At 72.8% G+C, this 15,109-nt stretch carries 16 protein-coding genes; 11 read left to right on the top strand and 5 right to left on the bottom strand.

The genetic code is table 11. The features are described from left to right. The first annotated feature begins 88 nt into the window (after positions 1-88). Positions 89-352: a hypothetical protein gene (locus ABEA10_RS29415; protein ID WP_345469396.1), complete on the top strand. Its 264-nt coding sequence runs from the start codon at positions 89-91 to the stop codon at positions 350-352. Between the two features lie 15 nt (positions 353-367). Here the strand turns inward: ABEA10_RS29415 and ABEA10_RS29410 are convergent, their stop codons facing one another. Continuing rightward, positions 368-1,252, bottom strand: coding sequence for an oxidoreductase (locus tag ABEA10_RS29410; protein ID WP_345469394.1), 885 nt, complete (start codon positions 1,250-1,252; stop codon positions 368-370). 93 nt (positions 1,253-1,345) lie between these two features. Between ABEA10_RS29410 and ABEA10_RS29405 the strand changes: the two genes are divergently transcribed. After that, positions 1,346-2,008 carry a DNA-binding response regulator gene (locus ABEA10_RS29405; RefSeq protein ID WP_345469392.1) on the top strand — a complete coding sequence of 221 codons (663 nt, stop codon included), beginning with the start codon at positions 1,346-1,348 and terminating at the stop codon, positions 2,006-2,008. Between the two features lie 67 nt (positions 2,009-2,075). Here the strand turns inward: ABEA10_RS29405 and ABEA10_RS29400 are convergent, their stop codons facing one another. Together ABEA10_RS29400 and recQ are read right to left on the bottom strand one after the other, a co-directional pair. Then, positions 2,076-2,606 carry a GNAT family N-acetyltransferase gene (locus ABEA10_RS29400; protein ID WP_345469390.1) on the bottom strand — a complete coding sequence of 177 codons (531 nt, stop codon included), beginning with the start codon at positions 2,604-2,606 and terminating at the stop codon, positions 2,076-2,078. A gap of 630 nt (positions 2,607-3,236) precedes the next feature. Further along, complete coding sequence (recQ, locus tag ABEA10_RS29395; protein ID WP_345469388.1) at positions 3,237-5,087, bottom strand: DNA helicase RecQ; 1,851 nt, start codon at positions 5,085-5,087, stop codon at positions 3,237-3,239. A 296-nt stretch (positions 5,088-5,383) separates the two neighbouring features. Between recQ and ABEA10_RS29390 the strand changes: the two genes are divergently transcribed. The 3 genes from ABEA10_RS29390 (at position 5,384) to ABEA10_RS29380 (ending at position 7,512) form a co-directional block, all read left to right on the top strand. Further along, the gene (locus ABEA10_RS29390; RefSeq protein WP_345469386.1) at positions 5,384-6,187 is read left to right on the top strand and encodes a mechanosensitive ion channel domain-containing protein; all 804 of its coding nucleotides are present in this window, start codon (positions 5,384-5,386) and stop codon (positions 6,185-6,187) included. A 225-nt stretch (positions 6,188-6,412) separates the two neighbouring features. Then, entirely contained in the window at positions 6,413-6,538 is a 126-nt protein-coding gene (locus ABEA10_RS29385; RefSeq protein ID WP_329241104.1) for a hypothetical protein, read from the top strand. Next, positions 6,535-7,512, top strand: coding sequence for a helix-turn-helix transcriptional regulator (locus ABEA10_RS29380; protein ID WP_345469383.1), 978 nt, complete (start codon positions 6,535-6,537; stop codon positions 7,510-7,512). The genes ABEA10_RS29385 and ABEA10_RS29380 overlap by 4 nt, the downstream gene beginning before the upstream one ends. Here ABEA10_RS29380 and ABEA10_RS29375 read toward each other — a convergent pair whose 3' ends face one another. Then, the gene (locus tag ABEA10_RS29375) at positions 7,513-8,781 is read right to left on the bottom strand and encodes an amidohydrolase family protein (protein ID WP_345469381.1); all 1,269 of its coding nucleotides are present in this window, start codon (positions 8,779-8,781) and stop codon (positions 7,513-7,515) included. A gap of 61 nt (positions 8,782-8,842) precedes the next feature. On the opposite strand from ABEA10_RS29375, the gene ABEA10_RS29370 reads away from it, so the two are divergent. The 3 genes from ABEA10_RS29370 (at position 8,843) to ABEA10_RS29360 (ending at position 10,425) form a co-directional block, all read left to right on the top strand. After that, complete coding sequence (locus ABEA10_RS29370; protein WP_345469379.1) at positions 8,843-9,358, top strand: MarR family winged helix-turn-helix transcriptional regulator; 516 nt, start codon at positions 8,843-8,845, stop codon at positions 9,356-9,358. Between the two features lie 153 nt (positions 9,359-9,511). After that, positions 9,512-9,706 (top strand): sigma factor-like helix-turn-helix DNA-binding protein, encoded by a 195-nt coding sequence (locus ABEA10_RS29365; RefSeq protein WP_345469377.1) that lies wholly within the window; start codon positions 9,512-9,514, stop codon positions 9,704-9,706. A 143-nt stretch (positions 9,707-9,849) separates the two neighbouring features. Further along, the gene (locus ABEA10_RS29360; protein ID WP_345469375.1) at positions 9,850-10,425 is read left to right on the top strand and encodes a hypothetical protein; all 576 of its coding nucleotides are present in this window, start codon (positions 9,850-9,852) and stop codon (positions 10,423-10,425) included. Here the strand turns inward: ABEA10_RS29360 and ABEA10_RS29355 are convergent, their stop codons facing one another. Then, positions 10,426-11,073: an HAD family hydrolase gene (locus ABEA10_RS29355; RefSeq protein ID WP_345469373.1), complete on the bottom strand. Its 648-nt coding sequence runs from the start codon at positions 11,071-11,073 to the stop codon at positions 10,426-10,428. A gap of 108 nt (positions 11,074-11,181) precedes the next feature. Here ABEA10_RS29355 and ABEA10_RS29350 point away from each other — a divergent pair, with 108 nt between their 5' ends. Genes ABEA10_RS29350 through ABEA10_RS29340 form a run of 3 tightly spaced genes read left to right on the top strand, consistent with a single transcriptional unit; the run spans position 11,182 to position 15,014 of the window. Then, a complete protein-coding gene (locus tag ABEA10_RS29350; protein ID WP_345469371.1) occupies positions 11,182-11,769 on the top strand; it encodes an ArsR/SmtB family transcription factor in 588 nt (195 codons plus the stop codon). Positions 11,770-11,817: 48 nt separating this feature from the next. Further along, positions 11,818-12,579, top strand: coding sequence for an ABC transporter ATP-binding protein (locus ABEA10_RS29345; RefSeq protein WP_345469369.1), 762 nt, complete (start codon positions 11,818-11,820; stop codon positions 12,577-12,579). Then, complete coding sequence (locus ABEA10_RS29340; protein WP_345469368.1) at positions 12,579-15,014, top strand: ABC transporter permease; 2,436 nt, start codon at positions 12,579-12,581, stop codon at positions 15,012-15,014. Before ABEA10_RS29345 ends, ABEA10_RS29340 begins: the two co-directional genes overlap by 1 nt. Positions 15,015-15,109 lie beyond the last annotated feature (95 nt).

Raw genomic sequence — 15,109 nt, 5'->3', positions numbered from 1 at the left:
CCCCTCACCATGCCAGGCCCCGGTGAGGGTGCCGCTCACAGCAACCGCCGCACTCTGGGCGCAGCGGGTGCGCGGGGATCATGGGCTCATGCCTACTCAGGATTTTCATTTCGTCGTCGAGCGGGCGTTCGTGATTTCCGGGCGCGGCGCCGTTGCCGTGGGGACGCTCGTCTCTGGCCAGGTCACCAGTGGCGACACCGTCTGCCTGCACACCGACGCGGGGATCGTGCGGGTGGACGACGTCTGGGTCGAGCTCACCGGGGCCGGCACCGACCGGCTCGCACTGCTGTTCCGGGGCTTGACGAAGGAGGACCTGCTGCCCGGCACGATCGCGCGATCGTGCCGGGACTGAGGCGGCGAACGCCGCTCAGGCGTTCTGCGCCGCGAGGTCGGCCAAATCCTCTTCGGTCAGGGTGAGACTGGAGGCGGCGATGTTCTCCTCCAGATGTGCGGGTGAGCCGGTCCCGGGGATGGCGAGCATCACCGGGGACAGCGCGAGCAGCCAGGCCAGCGCGACCTGGGCCGCGGTGGCGTCGTGTCGGGCGGCGACCTTCGCCAGGCGTTCGGCGTCCAGGGGACGGTCGCCTCCGCCCAGCGGGAAGTACGGCACGTACGCCACGCCCAGTTCCTCGCACTGGTGGAGCAGCTCGAGGTCGTCGGCGTGGTGCACGTGGAAGTGGTTCTGCACCGCCGCGACCGGGGCGATGGACCGCGCCTCCGCGAGCTGCTCGGCGCCCACGTTGCTGATGCCCAAGTGCCGGATCAGGCCCTCCTCGCGCAGCTCGGCGAGTACGGCGAACCGCTCGCCGAGCGACTCCTCCGGGTCCCGCGACATGCCGCCGATCCGCAGGTACACCAGGTCGAACCGGTCCAGGCCCAGCGCGCGCAGGTCCTCCTCGACCAGTTCGCGGAGCCGATCCGGCCCGGCCTGGCCGGACGGCAGGCCGTCGGGACCGCGCAGCGGCCCGACCTTGGTGGCGATCACGAGGTCGTCGGCGTACGGGGACAGCGCCCGGCGGATCAGGTCGTTGGCCTCGATGCCGTCCCACGCGTAGAAGCCGGCCGTGTCGATGTGGTTCACGCCCAGCTCGACCGCGCGGCGCAGCACGGCGATACCGGTCTCCGGGTCGCGCGGCGGACCGCCGAACGTGCCGAGAGGAAGGCGCATGGCGCCGAAGCCCATCCGGCGCACCGGCCGGTCGCCGCCCAGGGTGAACTCGCCGCTCGCGGCGGCCGTGATGTTCGTCGTCATGTGATTCACCCTGCTGCGGAATCCGGACGGGGGCCATTCGCTGACAGCAAACTGCCATTGCCTCGTGCTCGCGGCCGCCGTCAGACTGGGGCCATGCCGAACGACCAGGTCATCACCGTCCGCGGCGAGGAGGACCTCGCCACGCGTGCCGGGCATCTGTTCACCGGGGTGAACAAGGAGTTCCTGTGCGCCGCGACGGACATGGACACCTGGTCCCGGCCCTCGACGCGGGCCGCCATCGTCGCCCGGATGCGGCCGGCCGTCCAGGATCGCGCCCTCACCGTGCGCAAGCTCTACACCTCGGCCGCGCTGGCCGACGCCGAACAGCGCGAGCAGCTGCTCCAGGTCGCGGCCGTCGGCGCCCAGGTGCGCATCTGCGAGTCCGGCCTCCCGCACGAGACCATCATCATCGACCGCCGGGTGATGATCCTGGCGGGCCCGCGGACGCACGGCGACCGGGAGTTCACCGTGACGACGTCACCCGGGCTGATCGACCCGGTGCACGGGCTGTTCGACGCCACCTGGGAGGCGGCCGTGCCCCTGGCCGACCGGCTGGAGCTGCCGATGATCGGCCCGGACGGCCGGGAGATCCTGCGAACCCTCGGCGCGGGCCTGACCGACGAGGTCGCCGCCCGGCGCATGGGCATCTCGCTACGCACCTACCGCCGCCGGGTGGCCGAACTGTTGCGCGCCCTGGACTCGGACTCCCGCTTCCAGGCCGGCCTCCGCGCAGGCGAACTCGGCCTGAGCCCCTGACGCCGCGCAGTCGTCGCGGCCCATCGGCCCTCCCGGTGCCACGGTCGGCGGCGGTGAGCCGTGGGTGTCACGTCATCGTCGTGCCCCCGTCCACGGGTTTCACCAGGAAGCGGCTCGGATCGGCGGCCTGATGACGGGCCCCGTCCGCGTCGAGGTAGTCGTAGCGGTCCAGGTAGTGGCATCCGGTCTCCTGGTAGCCCAGGCGTAGATAGAGCGCCGCAGCGGCGGGGTTGTCATCGTTGACGCCCAGCCCGATCAGCGCATCGCCGTGTTCCCGGACTCGTTGCTCCGCAGCGCGTAGCAGCGCTGTCCCGATGCCCTGCGAGCGCAGCTCGGGGGGCCACACGCTCAGGCCGTTCACCTCGGGGCAGCCCGGATAGGCCGCCTGGACCTCGGCGGCGGCGCAACCGCCCCATCGAATCTCGCCAGACCCGACCGGGACATCATTCAGCCAGGCCACCAGGTAGGTGCTCAAGCCCTCCTGCTGGCGCCCGAAGCGGCGGGCATGGAGGCGGTTCTCGCCCGGAGACGGTATCCGCAGCTCCAGCCGGTCGACATCCTCCTCGCGGCAAACGATGATCCGTACCTGCGTGTTCACGGTGGTGGTCCTCCCCGTCGGGTCGCGGCGCGCTGCCGGCGAGCCGGGCGTCTCAGGCATGGGCGCCGGTTCAAAAACGAAAGCCCTGGTCAAGCGACTATCGAGGGCAGAGAGGTTACGGGTGCCATTTCCCGGAATACGGCCTGTCCGCGCCGCGCTCGCCGCGCTCGCCGCGCCGCGTTTGCCGCGCCGCGCTCGCCGCGCCGGGGTCGTCAGCCGCGTGGCGCATGGCACGGCCCCGGCGAGGGACGGCCGGCGCCGCCACGCCATGGTGGGGCGCAACGCCCGGGGCCGCAGGCGGCCCCTGACCCGGTCAGGGGCCGCCCTTCAGACGCGGGAAGTGGCATCGGCCGTCCGGCCAACGTCTACCTGTCGGCTGGTTGTTGAGCCTGGAGCTTGGCATGTCGGGTGCGTGGCCGGGTTGTGTCCTGCGGTCGTGGATTACGCGGTGGGTGATGTGACCTGGCGTCCGGACGTCTACCTGTCGGTTGGCTGTTGAGCCTGGAGCTTGGCATGCCGCGTCCGTGGCCGCGTCGCATCCTCCGGCCCTGGACCACGCGGCGGGGCATGAGACCTGGCGCCCGCCGGGAGATCGGCCGGCTGTGCTCCGCGGCGGTGGTGGGCCGAGGGTCAGGTGTCCGGCTGCTCGGCGAGCGTGTCGAGGATCTGCTGGCCGTACTTTGCCAGCTTGCTCTCGCCGACGCCGTTGACCGTGCTCAGCTCCTCCAGGGAGGACGGGCGTACGGTGGCGATCTCGCGGAGGGTCTTGTCGTGGAACACGACGTACGGTGGGACGCCCTGTTCTTTCGCGCTGGCCGCGCGCCAGGTGCGGAGTTTCTCGAAGAGGGCCGCGGCCTCCTCCGTCAGCTCGGCGGGGGCGGTGGCGGACTTCGCGGCCTTGGCGAGTTTCGTCTTCGCGGCGCGTTCGGGCTCGCGGCGCATCGGGACCTCGCGTTCGCGGCGTAGCACCGAGGCGCTCGCCTCGGTGAGCGCCAGCGTGCCGTGATTCGCCTCGACGGCCAGCAGGCCGCGGGCCAGCAGTTGCCGGACGACGCCGCGCCATTCGCTCGCCGACAGGTCGGCGCCGACGCCGAACACGGTCAGCGCGTCGTGGTCGAACTGGATCACCTTGGGCGTCTTCTTGCCCATGAGGATGTCGATGACGTGGCCCGCTCCGAACCGCTGCCGTCGCTCACGGTCGAGCCGGTACACCGCCGACAGCACCTTCTGGGCGGCGATCGTGCCGTCCCAGGACTCGGGCGGCGTCAGGCACGTGTCGCAGTTGCCGCACGGCTTGCCCTCCTGGCCGAAGTAGGCGAGCAGCTGCACCCGCCGGCACTCCACCGTCTCGCACAGGGCCAGCATGGAGTCCAGGTGACCGCTCTGCCGGCGGCGATGCGCGTCGTCCCCCTCGGAACCATCGATCAGTTTGCGGAGCTGGACGACGTCCTGCAGGCCGTACGCCAGCCACGCCGTCGACGGTAGCCCGTCACGCCCGGCGCGACCGGTCTCCTGGTAGTAGCCCTCGACGGACTTGGGCAGGTCGAGGTGGGCGACGAAACGCACGTCCGGCTTGTCGATGCCCATGCCGAACGCGATCGTCGCCACGATCACGACGCCGTCCTCGCGCAGGAACCGTGCCTGGTTGGCCGCGCGTGTGCCGGCGTCGAGGCCCGCGTGGTAGGGGAGCGCCGTGATGCCGTTCGCCATCAGGAACTCGGCGATCTTCTCTACGGAGCTGCGCGACAGGCAGTAGACGATGCCCGCGTCGCCGGCGTGCTCGGTGCGCAGCAGCTCCAGGAGCTGGCGCTTCGGGTCGTTCTTCGGCGTGATGCGGTATTGGATGTTGGGCCGGTCGAAGCTCGCCACGAAGTGACGGGCGTCTTCCAGCCGCAGGCGGGTGGCGATCTCCTGGTGGGTGGCCGGGGTGGCGGTCGCGGTGAGAGCGATCCGCGGCACGTCGGGCCAGCGCTCGTGCAGGGCGGACAGCGCGAGGTAGTCGGGCCGGAAGTCGTGGCCCCACTGGGAGACGCAGTGCGCCTCGTCGATCGCGAACAGCGCGATGTCGCCGCCGTCGAGCATCTTTTGCGTCGACTCCAGCCGCAGCCGCTCCGGCGCGAGGTAGAGCAGGTCGAGCTCCCCGGCGCGGAACGTCGCCTCCACCACGCGCTGCTGGTCGTAGTCGAGCGAGGAGTTGAGGAAGTCGGCCCGCACGCCGAGGGCGCGCAGCGCGTCGACCTGGTCCTGCATGAGCGCGATGAGCGGGGAGATGACCACGCCGGTGCCGCGCCGTACGAGGGCGGGGATCTGGTAGCACAGGGACTTGCCGCCGCCCGTCGGCATCAGCACGAGGGCGTCGCCCCCGGCCACGACGTGCTCGATGATCTCGCGCTGCCCCTCGCGGAACTCGTCGTAGCCGAAGACCCGTCGCAGCACCTGCGAGGCGTCGCTGTCGTGAAGATCGAGAGCCGGGGCGGTCATGCGGCCACTTTAGAAGGCGCCCGGGCCGTCCGTGGGTCGAAGGGGCGGGTTGTGGATAACTCCGCGCCCCCGGTGATGCCCCAGCCGCGTCCCCGGTGAGGTCCCCTCGTCCGGCGTACGGAGCGGGCGGCCACGGGCTGGGCCGATCAGGTGGGAGACAACCGTACGGATCCGTACGACAATGGCCCCGCACGTACCACGCGCGAGCGCGGACCGCGCGGCAGAGGCTCGCCGCACCGCCGATACGGTTGGGGCCGGAGTGGCGGAATGCCTCGACCGCGTGGAGGAGTTCGCGGGTGAACCAGACGCAGATGGTCGACCAGTTGGTGGAACAGGTGGCCAAGGTACGGAACCGCGCACGGCCATGGCGGTCGATCTTCGCGCTGCTCCTGGCCGTGTTCGCCATGATCGGGTCGATCCTCGCCCGGCAGCACTCGCGAGACGTGCACGGCAGCCTTCCCCTCGAACTGGCCGCGGCGGGCTGCGCCGCGGCGTTCTTCGTGTTCGGGTTCGGCGCCACGCTGGGGCTCTCCGGGCGGGCGCGTGACATCCTGCTGCCGCGCATCGGCACCACGCACGCGACGATGGTGCGGCTGCTGATCGTGCTCATCTGCGGGCTCGCCACCCTCGTGCTCACCCTGCAACTGCTCAGCCTGCCCGTCGGGCAGCTCGTGCTCGGCGGCGCCCTGACCGGTGTACTCGTCGGCATCGCGGCCCAGCAGACGCTCGCGAACCTGTTCGCCGGCATCGTCCTGCTGCTGTCCAAGCCGTTCATGGTCGGCGACGACGTGCACCTGTGGTCCGGGCCGCTCGGCGGGGAGTTCGACGGCACGGTCCTGGAGATCGGCCTGACGTACGTGCGGATCGAGGCGTCGAACGGGGAGTTCCGGCTGCCCAATGCCCAGGTGCTGTCCGCCGCCGTGGGCCCGCGCGCCACGGCGTCGCCGACCGCCACCGCGACGGCCACCGGCGTGGTGGCGACGGCGCAGGCGCTGCCGGCCGAGGCCGACCCGGCTCAGACCGGCTCCACACCCCAGACCGTGCACATCGCGGCCCAGACGAACGACGGCGACGCCCCCGAGGAGCCCGGTCCGCGTTGAGGCACTCTGAGTGCCGGCGGCGAGGGAGCCGAGGGCTCGGCGACGCCCCCTCCGCCGAGTGCGAGCACTCCGAGACGCGGACCACGTCGCCGCGCGCGGCGAAGACCGCTGCGGCGTGCGCGTTCGTCGAATGGACCAGAGGGCAGTAAAGTCGGAGGGCGCGAGCCGGGGGCTCGCGACGGGTCAAGCAGCGGCCTGGGATTTCTTCGATCCCGGAGGCCGACGATGTCCGCCCGCGTTCCCGACCTGACGGTCGAACGCTTCACCCGCACCGAGCGCCGTCTTCCCGTCGGCGTACGCCCCGGGCGGCCGCTCGACCACGCCCTGCGGATCGCGTCCACGCGGTCATGAGCGCCCCGGCCACCGCCCCGCCGACGCGCGGGGAGTTCGTCACGACCGATCCGGAGTCGGCCCGGGAGTATCTGGCCGACGCGTACGGGACGGGCCTGCGCATGGCTCCCACCGCCGTACGCCCCCGGTTCCGGTTCGTCCGGATCGACGCCGGGCCGTTCACGGTCGACGAGCTCCGCATGCCCGCCGACCTCGACTTCGACGCGGACGCCGTGGGCAAGCTGATCGTCACCCGGATCGACGCCGGTGCGATCGAGCGTCGCTCCGCGGGCTCGCGCGAGCGGTTCGCCGCCGGTGAGATCTACGTCAACGTCCGCCCCGACCTGCCGTACTCGCTCCGGACGCTCGGCCTGGAGGCGCAGACGGTGACGCTCGACCTGTCCCTTCTCCGGAGCGTCGCCGGCGCGCCGGACGGCGAGGCGCCGGGGCCTCTGCGCTTCGACGGCTTCCGGCCGGCCACGCCCGCGGCCGCCGAGAACTGGAAGCGCACGGCGGCATACGTCACCGAACGCCTGCTCACCAACGCCGAGGCCGCCGCGCAGCCGCTCATCATCGGCAACGCCGCCCGGCTCCTGGCCGCCTCGGCCCTGACCGCCTTCCCGAACACGATCGTGCCCGCCCCCGAGCCGCGCGACCGGGGCGACGGCGCACCCGCGATGCTGCGCCGCGCCATCGCGTTCATCGACGCGAACGCCCACCGCGACATCGGTGTCGCCGACATCGCCGAGGCGGCCCGCGTCACGCCCCGTGCGCTGCAGTACGCCTTCCGGCGCCACCGCGGCACCACGCCGACCGCCTATCTGCGGCGGGTACGCCTGGCGCGCGCGCACGAGGACCTCCGGCGCGCGGACCCCACGCGCGGCGACACGGTCACCGCCATCGCGGCACGCTGGGGGTTCCTCCACTTCGGGCGCTTCGCCGCCGAGTACCGGCGGGCGTACGGCCAGACGCCCCGGACGACGCTGCACAGCTGATCAGGCGGCGACGTGGGCCGCCGATTCCCGCAGCGAGGCCAGGATCGCGGGCACGTCATGGTGGAGCAGCCGCCCGTCGCGCTTGACCACGCGGCCCGCCACCAGGACGGTGTCGACGCAACCGGCGTCGGCGGACAGGACCAGCGCGCCGACCGGGTCGTGCGTCGGCGCCGTCGCGAGGGTGTCGGCGCGGACGAGCACCAGGTCGGCCTGCTTGCCGGCGCGCAGCGACCCGGTCACCTCGCCAAGGCCCGCCACCTCGGCCCCCTCGATGGTGGCCATCCGCAGGACGTCGCGGGTGGTGACGTCCGAACCGCGGGCGCGTTCGAGCGTGTACGCCGCCCGCATCAGGCCGAACATGTCGCCCGGCCCGCTCGTCACCGTGTCCGCGCCCAGGCCGGTCGGCACGCCGGCGGCGCGCGCCCGGCCCGTCGCCGGGTGGCCGATCCCGAGTTCGGCCTCGACCAGCGGTGACACCGACGCCGTACCGCCGCTGTCGGCGATCCGTCGCAGTTCGTCGTCGGTGTAGTGGTTCGGGTGGACGTAGGTGATCCCCGGGCCGAAGAGGCCGTTCTCGCGCAGGAACGCCAGGCCGCGCTCGGCGCTCTCCCGGCCGTGGCCGCCCATGTGCACGGTCACCGGCAGCCCGAGGTCGCGGGCGAGCCGCCACTCGTGCACGGCGACCGTCTCTCCGGCGATCTCCGGGCCGAGGGCCGCCACGGCCAGGGTCAGCAGCGGGTCGGCGCCGGCGTACGCGCGGTGGACGCGGCGGCCCTCCGCCGCCAGCCCCTCCGGACCGTCCGGTCCTCCGTAGCAGTAGCCGAAGACGGCCCGGATGCCGGAGGCGCGCAGCGCCGCGACCGTCGCCTCCGTGTGCGCGGGGCCGAACTGGATGTGCGACCAGTCGAGCAGGGTCGTGATCCCCGCGTTCAGGCATTCGAGCGCGCCGGCCAGGTTGCCCGCGTACACGTCCTCGGGCCGGTGACGCGGCGCGAGGCCGCGGAGGACGCGCTCCAGGTAGCCGGGGAAGGAGATGTCCGGCGCGATGGCACGGATCGTCGCCTGCCAGGTGTGCCGGTGGGTGTCCACGAACCCCGGCAGCACGATGCGCCCGGTCGCGTCGATGACCTCCGTGCCCGGTGGCGAGGGCAGGCCGGTGCCGACGGCGGAGATCAGGCCGTCTTCGACGAGCACGTCCGTGTGGCCGGTGACGGAGGGGAGCGGGTCGGTGTCGAGCACGGCGGAAGCGCCGCGCAGCAGGATGTTCATGAGCGGTACATTAAAGGAAAGCTTTTTAGAAAGCTATATTGAAAAACAGTATCGTGGACCCGTGCGAGACGACGGCATCCGCGACGAGGTCGACGCCCTCGTGCCGGGATGGGCGGCCGAGCTGCCACCCCGGCTCGTCGCGGCTCTGGAGCTGAGCAAGCGCCTGTCCCGCGTCGGCGGCCTGTTCGAGCAGGCCGTACGTGCCGAACTGAGCGAGCTGGGGCTGACCTACGCCGAGTTCGACGTGCTCGCCGCGCTCAACCGCGTCGGCCCGCCGTACCGCCTCAAGCCGAGCGAGCTGTCCCGGTCGCTGTTCCTGACCTCGGGCGGGATCAGCAACGTCCTGCAGCGCCTGGAGGCGGGCGGCCACGTCGAGCGCGGGGCGAGCCCGGGCGACGGCCGCAGCCGCTGGGTCGGTCTGACCGACGGGGGCCGTGAACTCGTCGCGAAGGCGCTCGGCGCCTCGGGCCGTGCCCACCTGGAGGTTCTCACCGGCGTCTCGGACGAGGCCGTACGGGACGCGGCCGACGCCCTGCGCGAGGTGCTCGCGATCGTCGGCCGGCGGCCCGTCCGCTGAGAGGCCGCCCGGAACCGGCGCGCGGGCCGGTGAGACGCCGCCGCCTCGCCGAAGCGGATCCTGAGAGTTCTCTCCGGGCGTGAACCCGCGGAGCGCGACGGCCGTTGTTCCCAGTGGAAGGCCGCCGACGGATCGGAGGACGTCGTGCGCCAGATGGTGGTCACGGAAGCGCTGAACGCACTCTCGCGGGCGCACCGCGAGGTCCTGACCGAGACGGTCATGCGGAAGCGTACGGTCGACGAGGCCGCGGATGCGTTAGGCATCCCGGTGAGCACAGTGAAGAGCCGGATCTACTACGCGCTCCGGGCACTGCACGTCCTGCTCGAAGAGCGCGGGATGGCGACCTGAGCGTCGAGCACACCGCCGCCGGAGGCGCGGCACGCCGGTGATCGGTCCGGCGACCGCCCGTGTGGCGGTCGCGCCGTGTCGTCCGGTGGCCGGATCCGGTGATTACGGTGCTCTTCCCGGCGGTTCGCCGCGATCATCGAGGGGTGAAGAGCGCTGGGCACGCCGACCGTGAGCGTCCGGATGCGCCACGCTGGATCGTGTGCGCCTTCCTGTTCGCCGTGGTCTTCACGTTCTACGTGGCCCTGAGCGCCACCGGTGTCGCCGGGCCGTACCACCCGTGGTCGGCCAGATCACTGGTCACGGAGGCTGCGGCCGCGTTGGTCATGGCCGTCCTCGGGGCGTACGTCGGCCCGCGCATGGCCGCCATCGACGAGCGGGCCGCGCTCGGGATCGTCCGGATGGAGGACTGGCGGGTGCTGGACCGCGCGGCGCGCCGGGGTGAGGCGCCCGCCGACGTCACACTCGACGGGCCGCTGCTGGCGATGGTCCGGCGTCGCCGCCGGAGCCTGCGCCGGGCCCGGGTCGCCCTCGTGGTGGTGCTGCCGATCGTCGCCGGTCTGCTGCTGCGTCCCGATGCGTCCGCCGTCGTGATCACGTGTCTGTTCGCCGTCCTGATCGTGAGCGTCCTGGTGCATAACCGCGCCCTCTCCCGCAGGCTCGACCGGCTGGAGCTGGTCCTTAACGAGCGGGGGCCGGATGACACCGGCGTCGGGCGTTGATCAGGAAGCGTCACGGGCGAGGAGGGCCCGGCCGAGCGCGTACGCGCCGGCCAGGTCGTTGCCGCGGTAACTGACGGCGGCCAGCTCGGCGAGGTGATGATCGGCGTTCACCGCGACCGTCTTGGTCAGGTGGCGGAACAGCGGAGCATCCGACATCGAGTCGCCGTAGGCCACGCACCGCGAGCGGCCGAGGCCGTACCGCTCGCACATCTCCTCCACGATGCGGGCCTTGTCGGCCGGGGTGAGGATCTTCGCCGGGTCGAGCGGTTCCAGGAAGGGAAGCGCCGGGAACCGCGAGGCCGCCACCTCGTCGAAGCCCAGGTCGAGAAGGTGCCGCGCGAAGAAGTCGGGCGACATGGTGATCACCACGCATCGCTCACCGCGCTCCCGGATGTCCGCGCAGACCTCGCGGATACCGGTCAGCCAGGGACTGGCGGCGAACACCTCGGCGACGGCCGACGGCGTCAGCTCTCGCCACAGCTCGTGGATGGCGGCCGCGAAGCCTCGGGTGTCGATCTCGCCGGCCGCGAACCGCGCCTCCAGCTCGACCAGCTCCTCCGTGGATCCGAGGTGCCGGGCGATCTGCAGGCTGGCCGTCGTTCCCTCGAGCAGCGTGCCGTCCATGTCGAAGACGTGCAGAGTCACCACGGCAGGTAAGTGTGGGCGATCGGCGGCTCGGACACCAGCGGATAAACGCCCGGAGGTCGTGCACAGGATAGTTTGCACAATTCCTTGTGCACAGAATATTGTGCACGTATGCCCGAACCGCAGGAGATCAACGACCTCGAGGCGCTGAAGGCGCTCGCGCATCCCCGGCGGCAGAAGATGCTCGAGCACCTCGCCCTGCACGGCCCGGCCACGTCGGCGTCGCTGGCCCGTGCGCTGGGGCTCAACACCGGAGCCACGAGCTACCACCTGCGCGAGCTGGCCAAGCACGGCTTCGTCGAGGAGCTCGCGGACAAGGCGCATGGGCGGGAGCGCTGGTGGCGCGCCGTGCCGGGCGACCGCCGGTTCCCGCCGCGCAGCCGCCAGAGCCCGCAGGTGCGTGCCGCGCTCGACCAGATGAACCGCATGACGTTCGACGCCGACGTCGAGGCGTTCTCGCGCTTCCTCTCCCGGCGCGAGTCGCTCGGCGAATGGGCGGACGCCGCGCCGTACTCCCGCTCGCTCCTGCACCTCACGCTCGACGAGGTCCGCGAGTTCTTCGAGGAGTACATCCGGCTCGTCAACCGCTTCAAGCGCGACGCCGGAGACGTCCCGGAGGACGCCCGGCCCGTCTACGCCCGCTTCCTCGCCTTCCCCGCGATCGACCCCGACCCCGATCCCGACCTCGACGACGAGTGAGCCGGCCCCCCGCCGCTCACCGAACACACTCCCGAAAGGAAGGCGCCGATGCCGCGCCGAGACAGATCCGCGACGCCGGACGCCGCCGCGGTCCAGATGACGTCGGTCCGCAAGGTGTACGGAAAGGGCGCCGGCGCCGTCACCGCTCTCGACGGCGTGACGATCACCATCCCCCGAGGCACGTTCACCGCGGTCATGGGCCCGTCGGGCTCCGGAAAGTCGACCTTCCTCCACTGCGCCGCGGGCCTGGACACTCCCACCTCCGGCACCGTGTTGCTGGGCGGCACCGACCTGTCCGGCATGAGCGAGGTGCGGCTCACCGAGCTGCGCCGCAGCCGCGTCGGCTTCGTCTTCCAGGCCTTCAACCTCGTTCCCTCGCTCGACGTCCTGCGCAACATCGAGCTGCCGCTGCGGCTCTCCGGCACCCGTACCGACCGGGCGCGGCTGGAGGAGATCATCGCTCGCGTGGGCCTGACCGGCCGCACCCGCCATCGCCCCGCGCAGCTGTCCGGCGGGCAGCAGCAGCGGGTCGCACTCGCCCGTGCGCTCGTCACCCGGCCCGAGGTGATCTTCGGCGACGAGCCGACCGGCGCGCTGGACACCGCCACCGGGCGCGACGTCCTCACGCTGCTCCGCGAGGCCGTCGACGCTCTCGGGCAGACCGTCGTGGTCGTCACCCACGACCCCGTCGCCGCCGGGTACGCGGATCGCGTCCTGTTCCTGGCCGACGGGCGGATCGCCGGCACGCTGGACGCGCCGTCGGCCGACCTCGTCGCCGAGCACATGGCCGGATTGGGAGGGCGGGTCTGATGCTGTCCCTCGCCTGGCACACGCTGCGCAGCCGCAAGGGCGCCTTCGCCGGGGCGTTCGTCGCCCTCATGTGCGCGGCCGCGCTCATCACCGCCTGCGGGGTGCTGCTGGAGACCGGCCTGCGCGGCCACATCGCCCCCGAACGCTACGCCGGCGCGCCGATCGTGGTCGGCGCCGACCAGCAGGTCCACTGGACCAAGCACAAGAAGCACAAGGTCAAGACCAAGTCCAAGCCGCTCACCGAACGCGCGTGGCTGTCCGCGGACGTCGCGGACCGGATCGCACGGGTGCCCGGCGTGACCAAGGTGGTCCCGGAGGTGACCTTCCCGGCCCGGACCGCGCACGGCACGGCCCAGGGCCACGCCTGGGAGTCCGCGGCGCTCACGCCGTTCACGCTCGCCGCCGGCCGGGCACCGCGCACCGCCGCGGAGGTCGTGGCCGACGCGCGCGCCGGCGTACGGCCGGGGGACACGATCGGCGTCCTGGCCACCGAGGCCCCGAGGACCTACCGCGTCGTCGGGGTCACCGCCCAGGCGGCGCCCCGGCAGGAGAACCTGTTCTTCACCGGGCAGGAGGCCCGGCGGCTGGCCGGGCGGCCGGGCCAGGTCTCGGCGATCGGCGTGTTCCCCGCCTCCGCGGTCTCCGCCGTACGCGCGGCCCTGCGCGGCACCCCGGCCGAGGTCCACACCGGGGAGTCTCGCGGGGCGCTGGAGTTCGCCGACGCGTCGAAGGCACGCGTGACGCTGGTCAGCATGGGCGGTGCGCTCGGCGGCACGTCGCTGCTGGTGGCGATCCTCGTCGTGGTCGGCACGTTCACGCTGACGATCGAGCAGCGGCGGCGTGAGCTGGCGCTGCTGCGGGCGATCGCCGCCACGCCCCGGCAGGTGCGCAAGATGATCGGCCGGGAGGCCCTGCTGGTCGGGACCGGTGCGGGTTTGGCCGGCGCGGCCGGCGGCCTGTTCGTGGCCCGGTGGCTGCGGTCGTTGTTCGTGGGGCACGGCGTGATGCCGCCGAACCTCGGGCTGGTGCTCAGCCCGTTCCCGATGGCCGCCGGCCTGGCCGCCACCGTGCTCGCGGCCTGGGCCGCCGCGCGGCTGTCCGCCCGCGGCACCGTACGGCTCCGGCCCGCCGAGGCACTGGCCGAGGCGGCGGTCGAACGCCGCCGGCCTCCGGTGGCGCGCACCCTGGCCGGCCTGGCCGTCCTCGCCGGGCACGTCACGCTGCTGGTCGTGCTCCGCGCGCTCGACGTCGAGGCCGCCGCGACCCCGGTGACCTTCCTCGCGGTCGTGCTCGGCGCGTTCGCGGTCGCGCTGCTCGGCCCGGTGCTCGCCCGCGCCGCGACGGCCCTGCTGGCCGTACCGCTCCGGCTGTCGCGGGTCAGCGGTCACCTGGCCGCCGCCAACGGCCGGGCCGGCACGCGCCGGCTCGCCTCGGTCATCACGCCGCTCACCCTCGCGGTCGGCATGACCTGCACGATCCTGTTCGCCCCCGCCACCGTCGCCGACGCGGCCACCCGGCAGGCGAGCGCGGGGGTCAGGGCCGGGCACGTCCTCACGGGCCGGGTCCCCGGCGCCGGGGAGCTGAGCAGACTGCCCGGCGTACGCGCGGTCACCGCGATGGTGCCCACCTCGATCCGCGTCGGTCAGGGCAAGTACGCGGCGCAGGGCGTCACGCCGGCCGGACTGACCGAGACGATCGATCCGGGAGTGCGCGCCGGCTCGCTCGACGGACTGGCCCACGGCGGTGTGGCGGTCAGCGCGAACGCGGCGGGGCACATGCACGCCCGGCTCGGTACCGAGCTGAACGTCACGCTCGGCGACGGCACACCGCTGCGCGCGCGGGTGGCCGCGGTCTACGGTCGCGGGCTGGGCTTCGGCGACGTGCTGCTCCCGTACGACGTCGTCGCGGCGCACGTCGACGACCCGCTGCCACGGCAGGTGCTCGTCGCGGGAGGCTCGGCGGACGCGCTGCGGCGGGCGGTCGCGCGCTACCCCGGGGTGCGGACCGCGCCGGCGGCCCAGGCGGCCGGACAGCGGCCCGATACCGAGGTCAACCTGGTGATCATGGGTCTGATCATCGCCTTCACCGCGATCGCGGTCGTCAACACGCTGGCGATGGCCACCGCCGAACGGTCCCGGGAGTTCGCGCTGCTCCGCATGGTCGGCACGACCAAGCGGCAGATCCACCGCATGCTCCGTCTGGAGACGCTGAGCGTGACCCTCACCGGCGTCGTGCTGGGCACCGCCATCGCGCTCGCCACGCTGTCGGCGTACGGCGCCGGGATGACCGGATCGGCGCGGCCGGCGTTCCCGCCGCCGGCCTACCTGGGAGTCGTCGCGGCCCTGACGGTGCTGGCCCTGCTCGCCACGGCGATACCCGGTCGGCTCGCCCTGACCGTCCACCCACCGGAGGCGCTGGGCGCGCGGGAGACCTGACCGGCGGGACGGCCCGGTGGTGCGGCGGCGGGGCGTGGTGAGAGGCTGGAACCGAACGCCGCCGCCCGCCCGGGCGGCCCGAGTATGAGGACGGT

Source organism: Actinoallomurus oryzae, from assembly GCF_039541955.1.
Lineage (GTDB): Bacteria > Actinomycetota > Actinomycetes > Streptosporangiales > Streptosporangiaceae > Actinoallomurus > Actinoallomurus oryzae.
Note: the sequence above shows the minus strand (reverse complement) of the source record. Positions and strands in the feature narration are given on the sequence as shown.

Coding starts and splice junctions, on each gene's coding strand:
- ABEA10_RS29415 (WP_345469396.1), top strand. CDS start 89: ATGCCTACTCAGGATTTTCATTTCGTCGTCGAGCGGGCGTTCGTGATT.
- ABEA10_RS29410 (WP_345469394.1), bottom strand. CDS start 1,252: ATGACGACGAACATCACGGCCGCCGCGAGCGGCGAGTTCACCCTGGGC.
- ABEA10_RS29405 (WP_345469392.1), top strand. CDS start 1,346: ATGCCGAACGACCAGGTCATCACCGTCCGCGGCGAGGAGGACCTCGCC.
- recQ (WP_345469388.1), bottom strand. CDS start 5,087: ATGACCGCCCCGGCTCTCGATCTTCACGACAGCGACGCCTCGCAGGTG.
- ABEA10_RS29385 (WP_329241104.1), top strand. CDS start 6,413: ATGTCCGCCCGCGTTCCCGACCTGACGGTCGAACGCTTCACCCGCACC.
- ABEA10_RS29380 (WP_345469383.1), top strand. CDS start 6,535: ATGAGCGCCCCGGCCACCGCCCCGCCGACGCGCGGGGAGTTCGTCACG.
- ABEA10_RS29375 (WP_345469381.1), bottom strand. CDS start 8,781: ATGAACATCCTGCTGCGCGGCGCTTCCGCCGTGCTCGACACCGACCCG.
- ABEA10_RS29365 (WP_345469377.1), top strand. CDS start 9,512: ATGGTGGTCACGGAAGCGCTGAACGCACTCTCGCGGGCGCACCGCGAG.
- ABEA10_RS29350 (WP_345469371.1), top strand. CDS start 11,182: ATGCCCGAACCGCAGGAGATCAACGACCTCGAGGCGCTGAAGGCGCTC.
- ABEA10_RS29345 (WP_345469369.1), top strand. CDS start 11,818: ATGCCGCGCCGAGACAGATCCGCGACGCCGGACGCCGCCGCGGTCCAG.
- ABEA10_RS29340 (WP_345469368.1), top strand. CDS start 12,579: ATGCTGTCCCTCGCCTGGCACACGCTGCGCAGCCGCAAGGGCGCCTTC.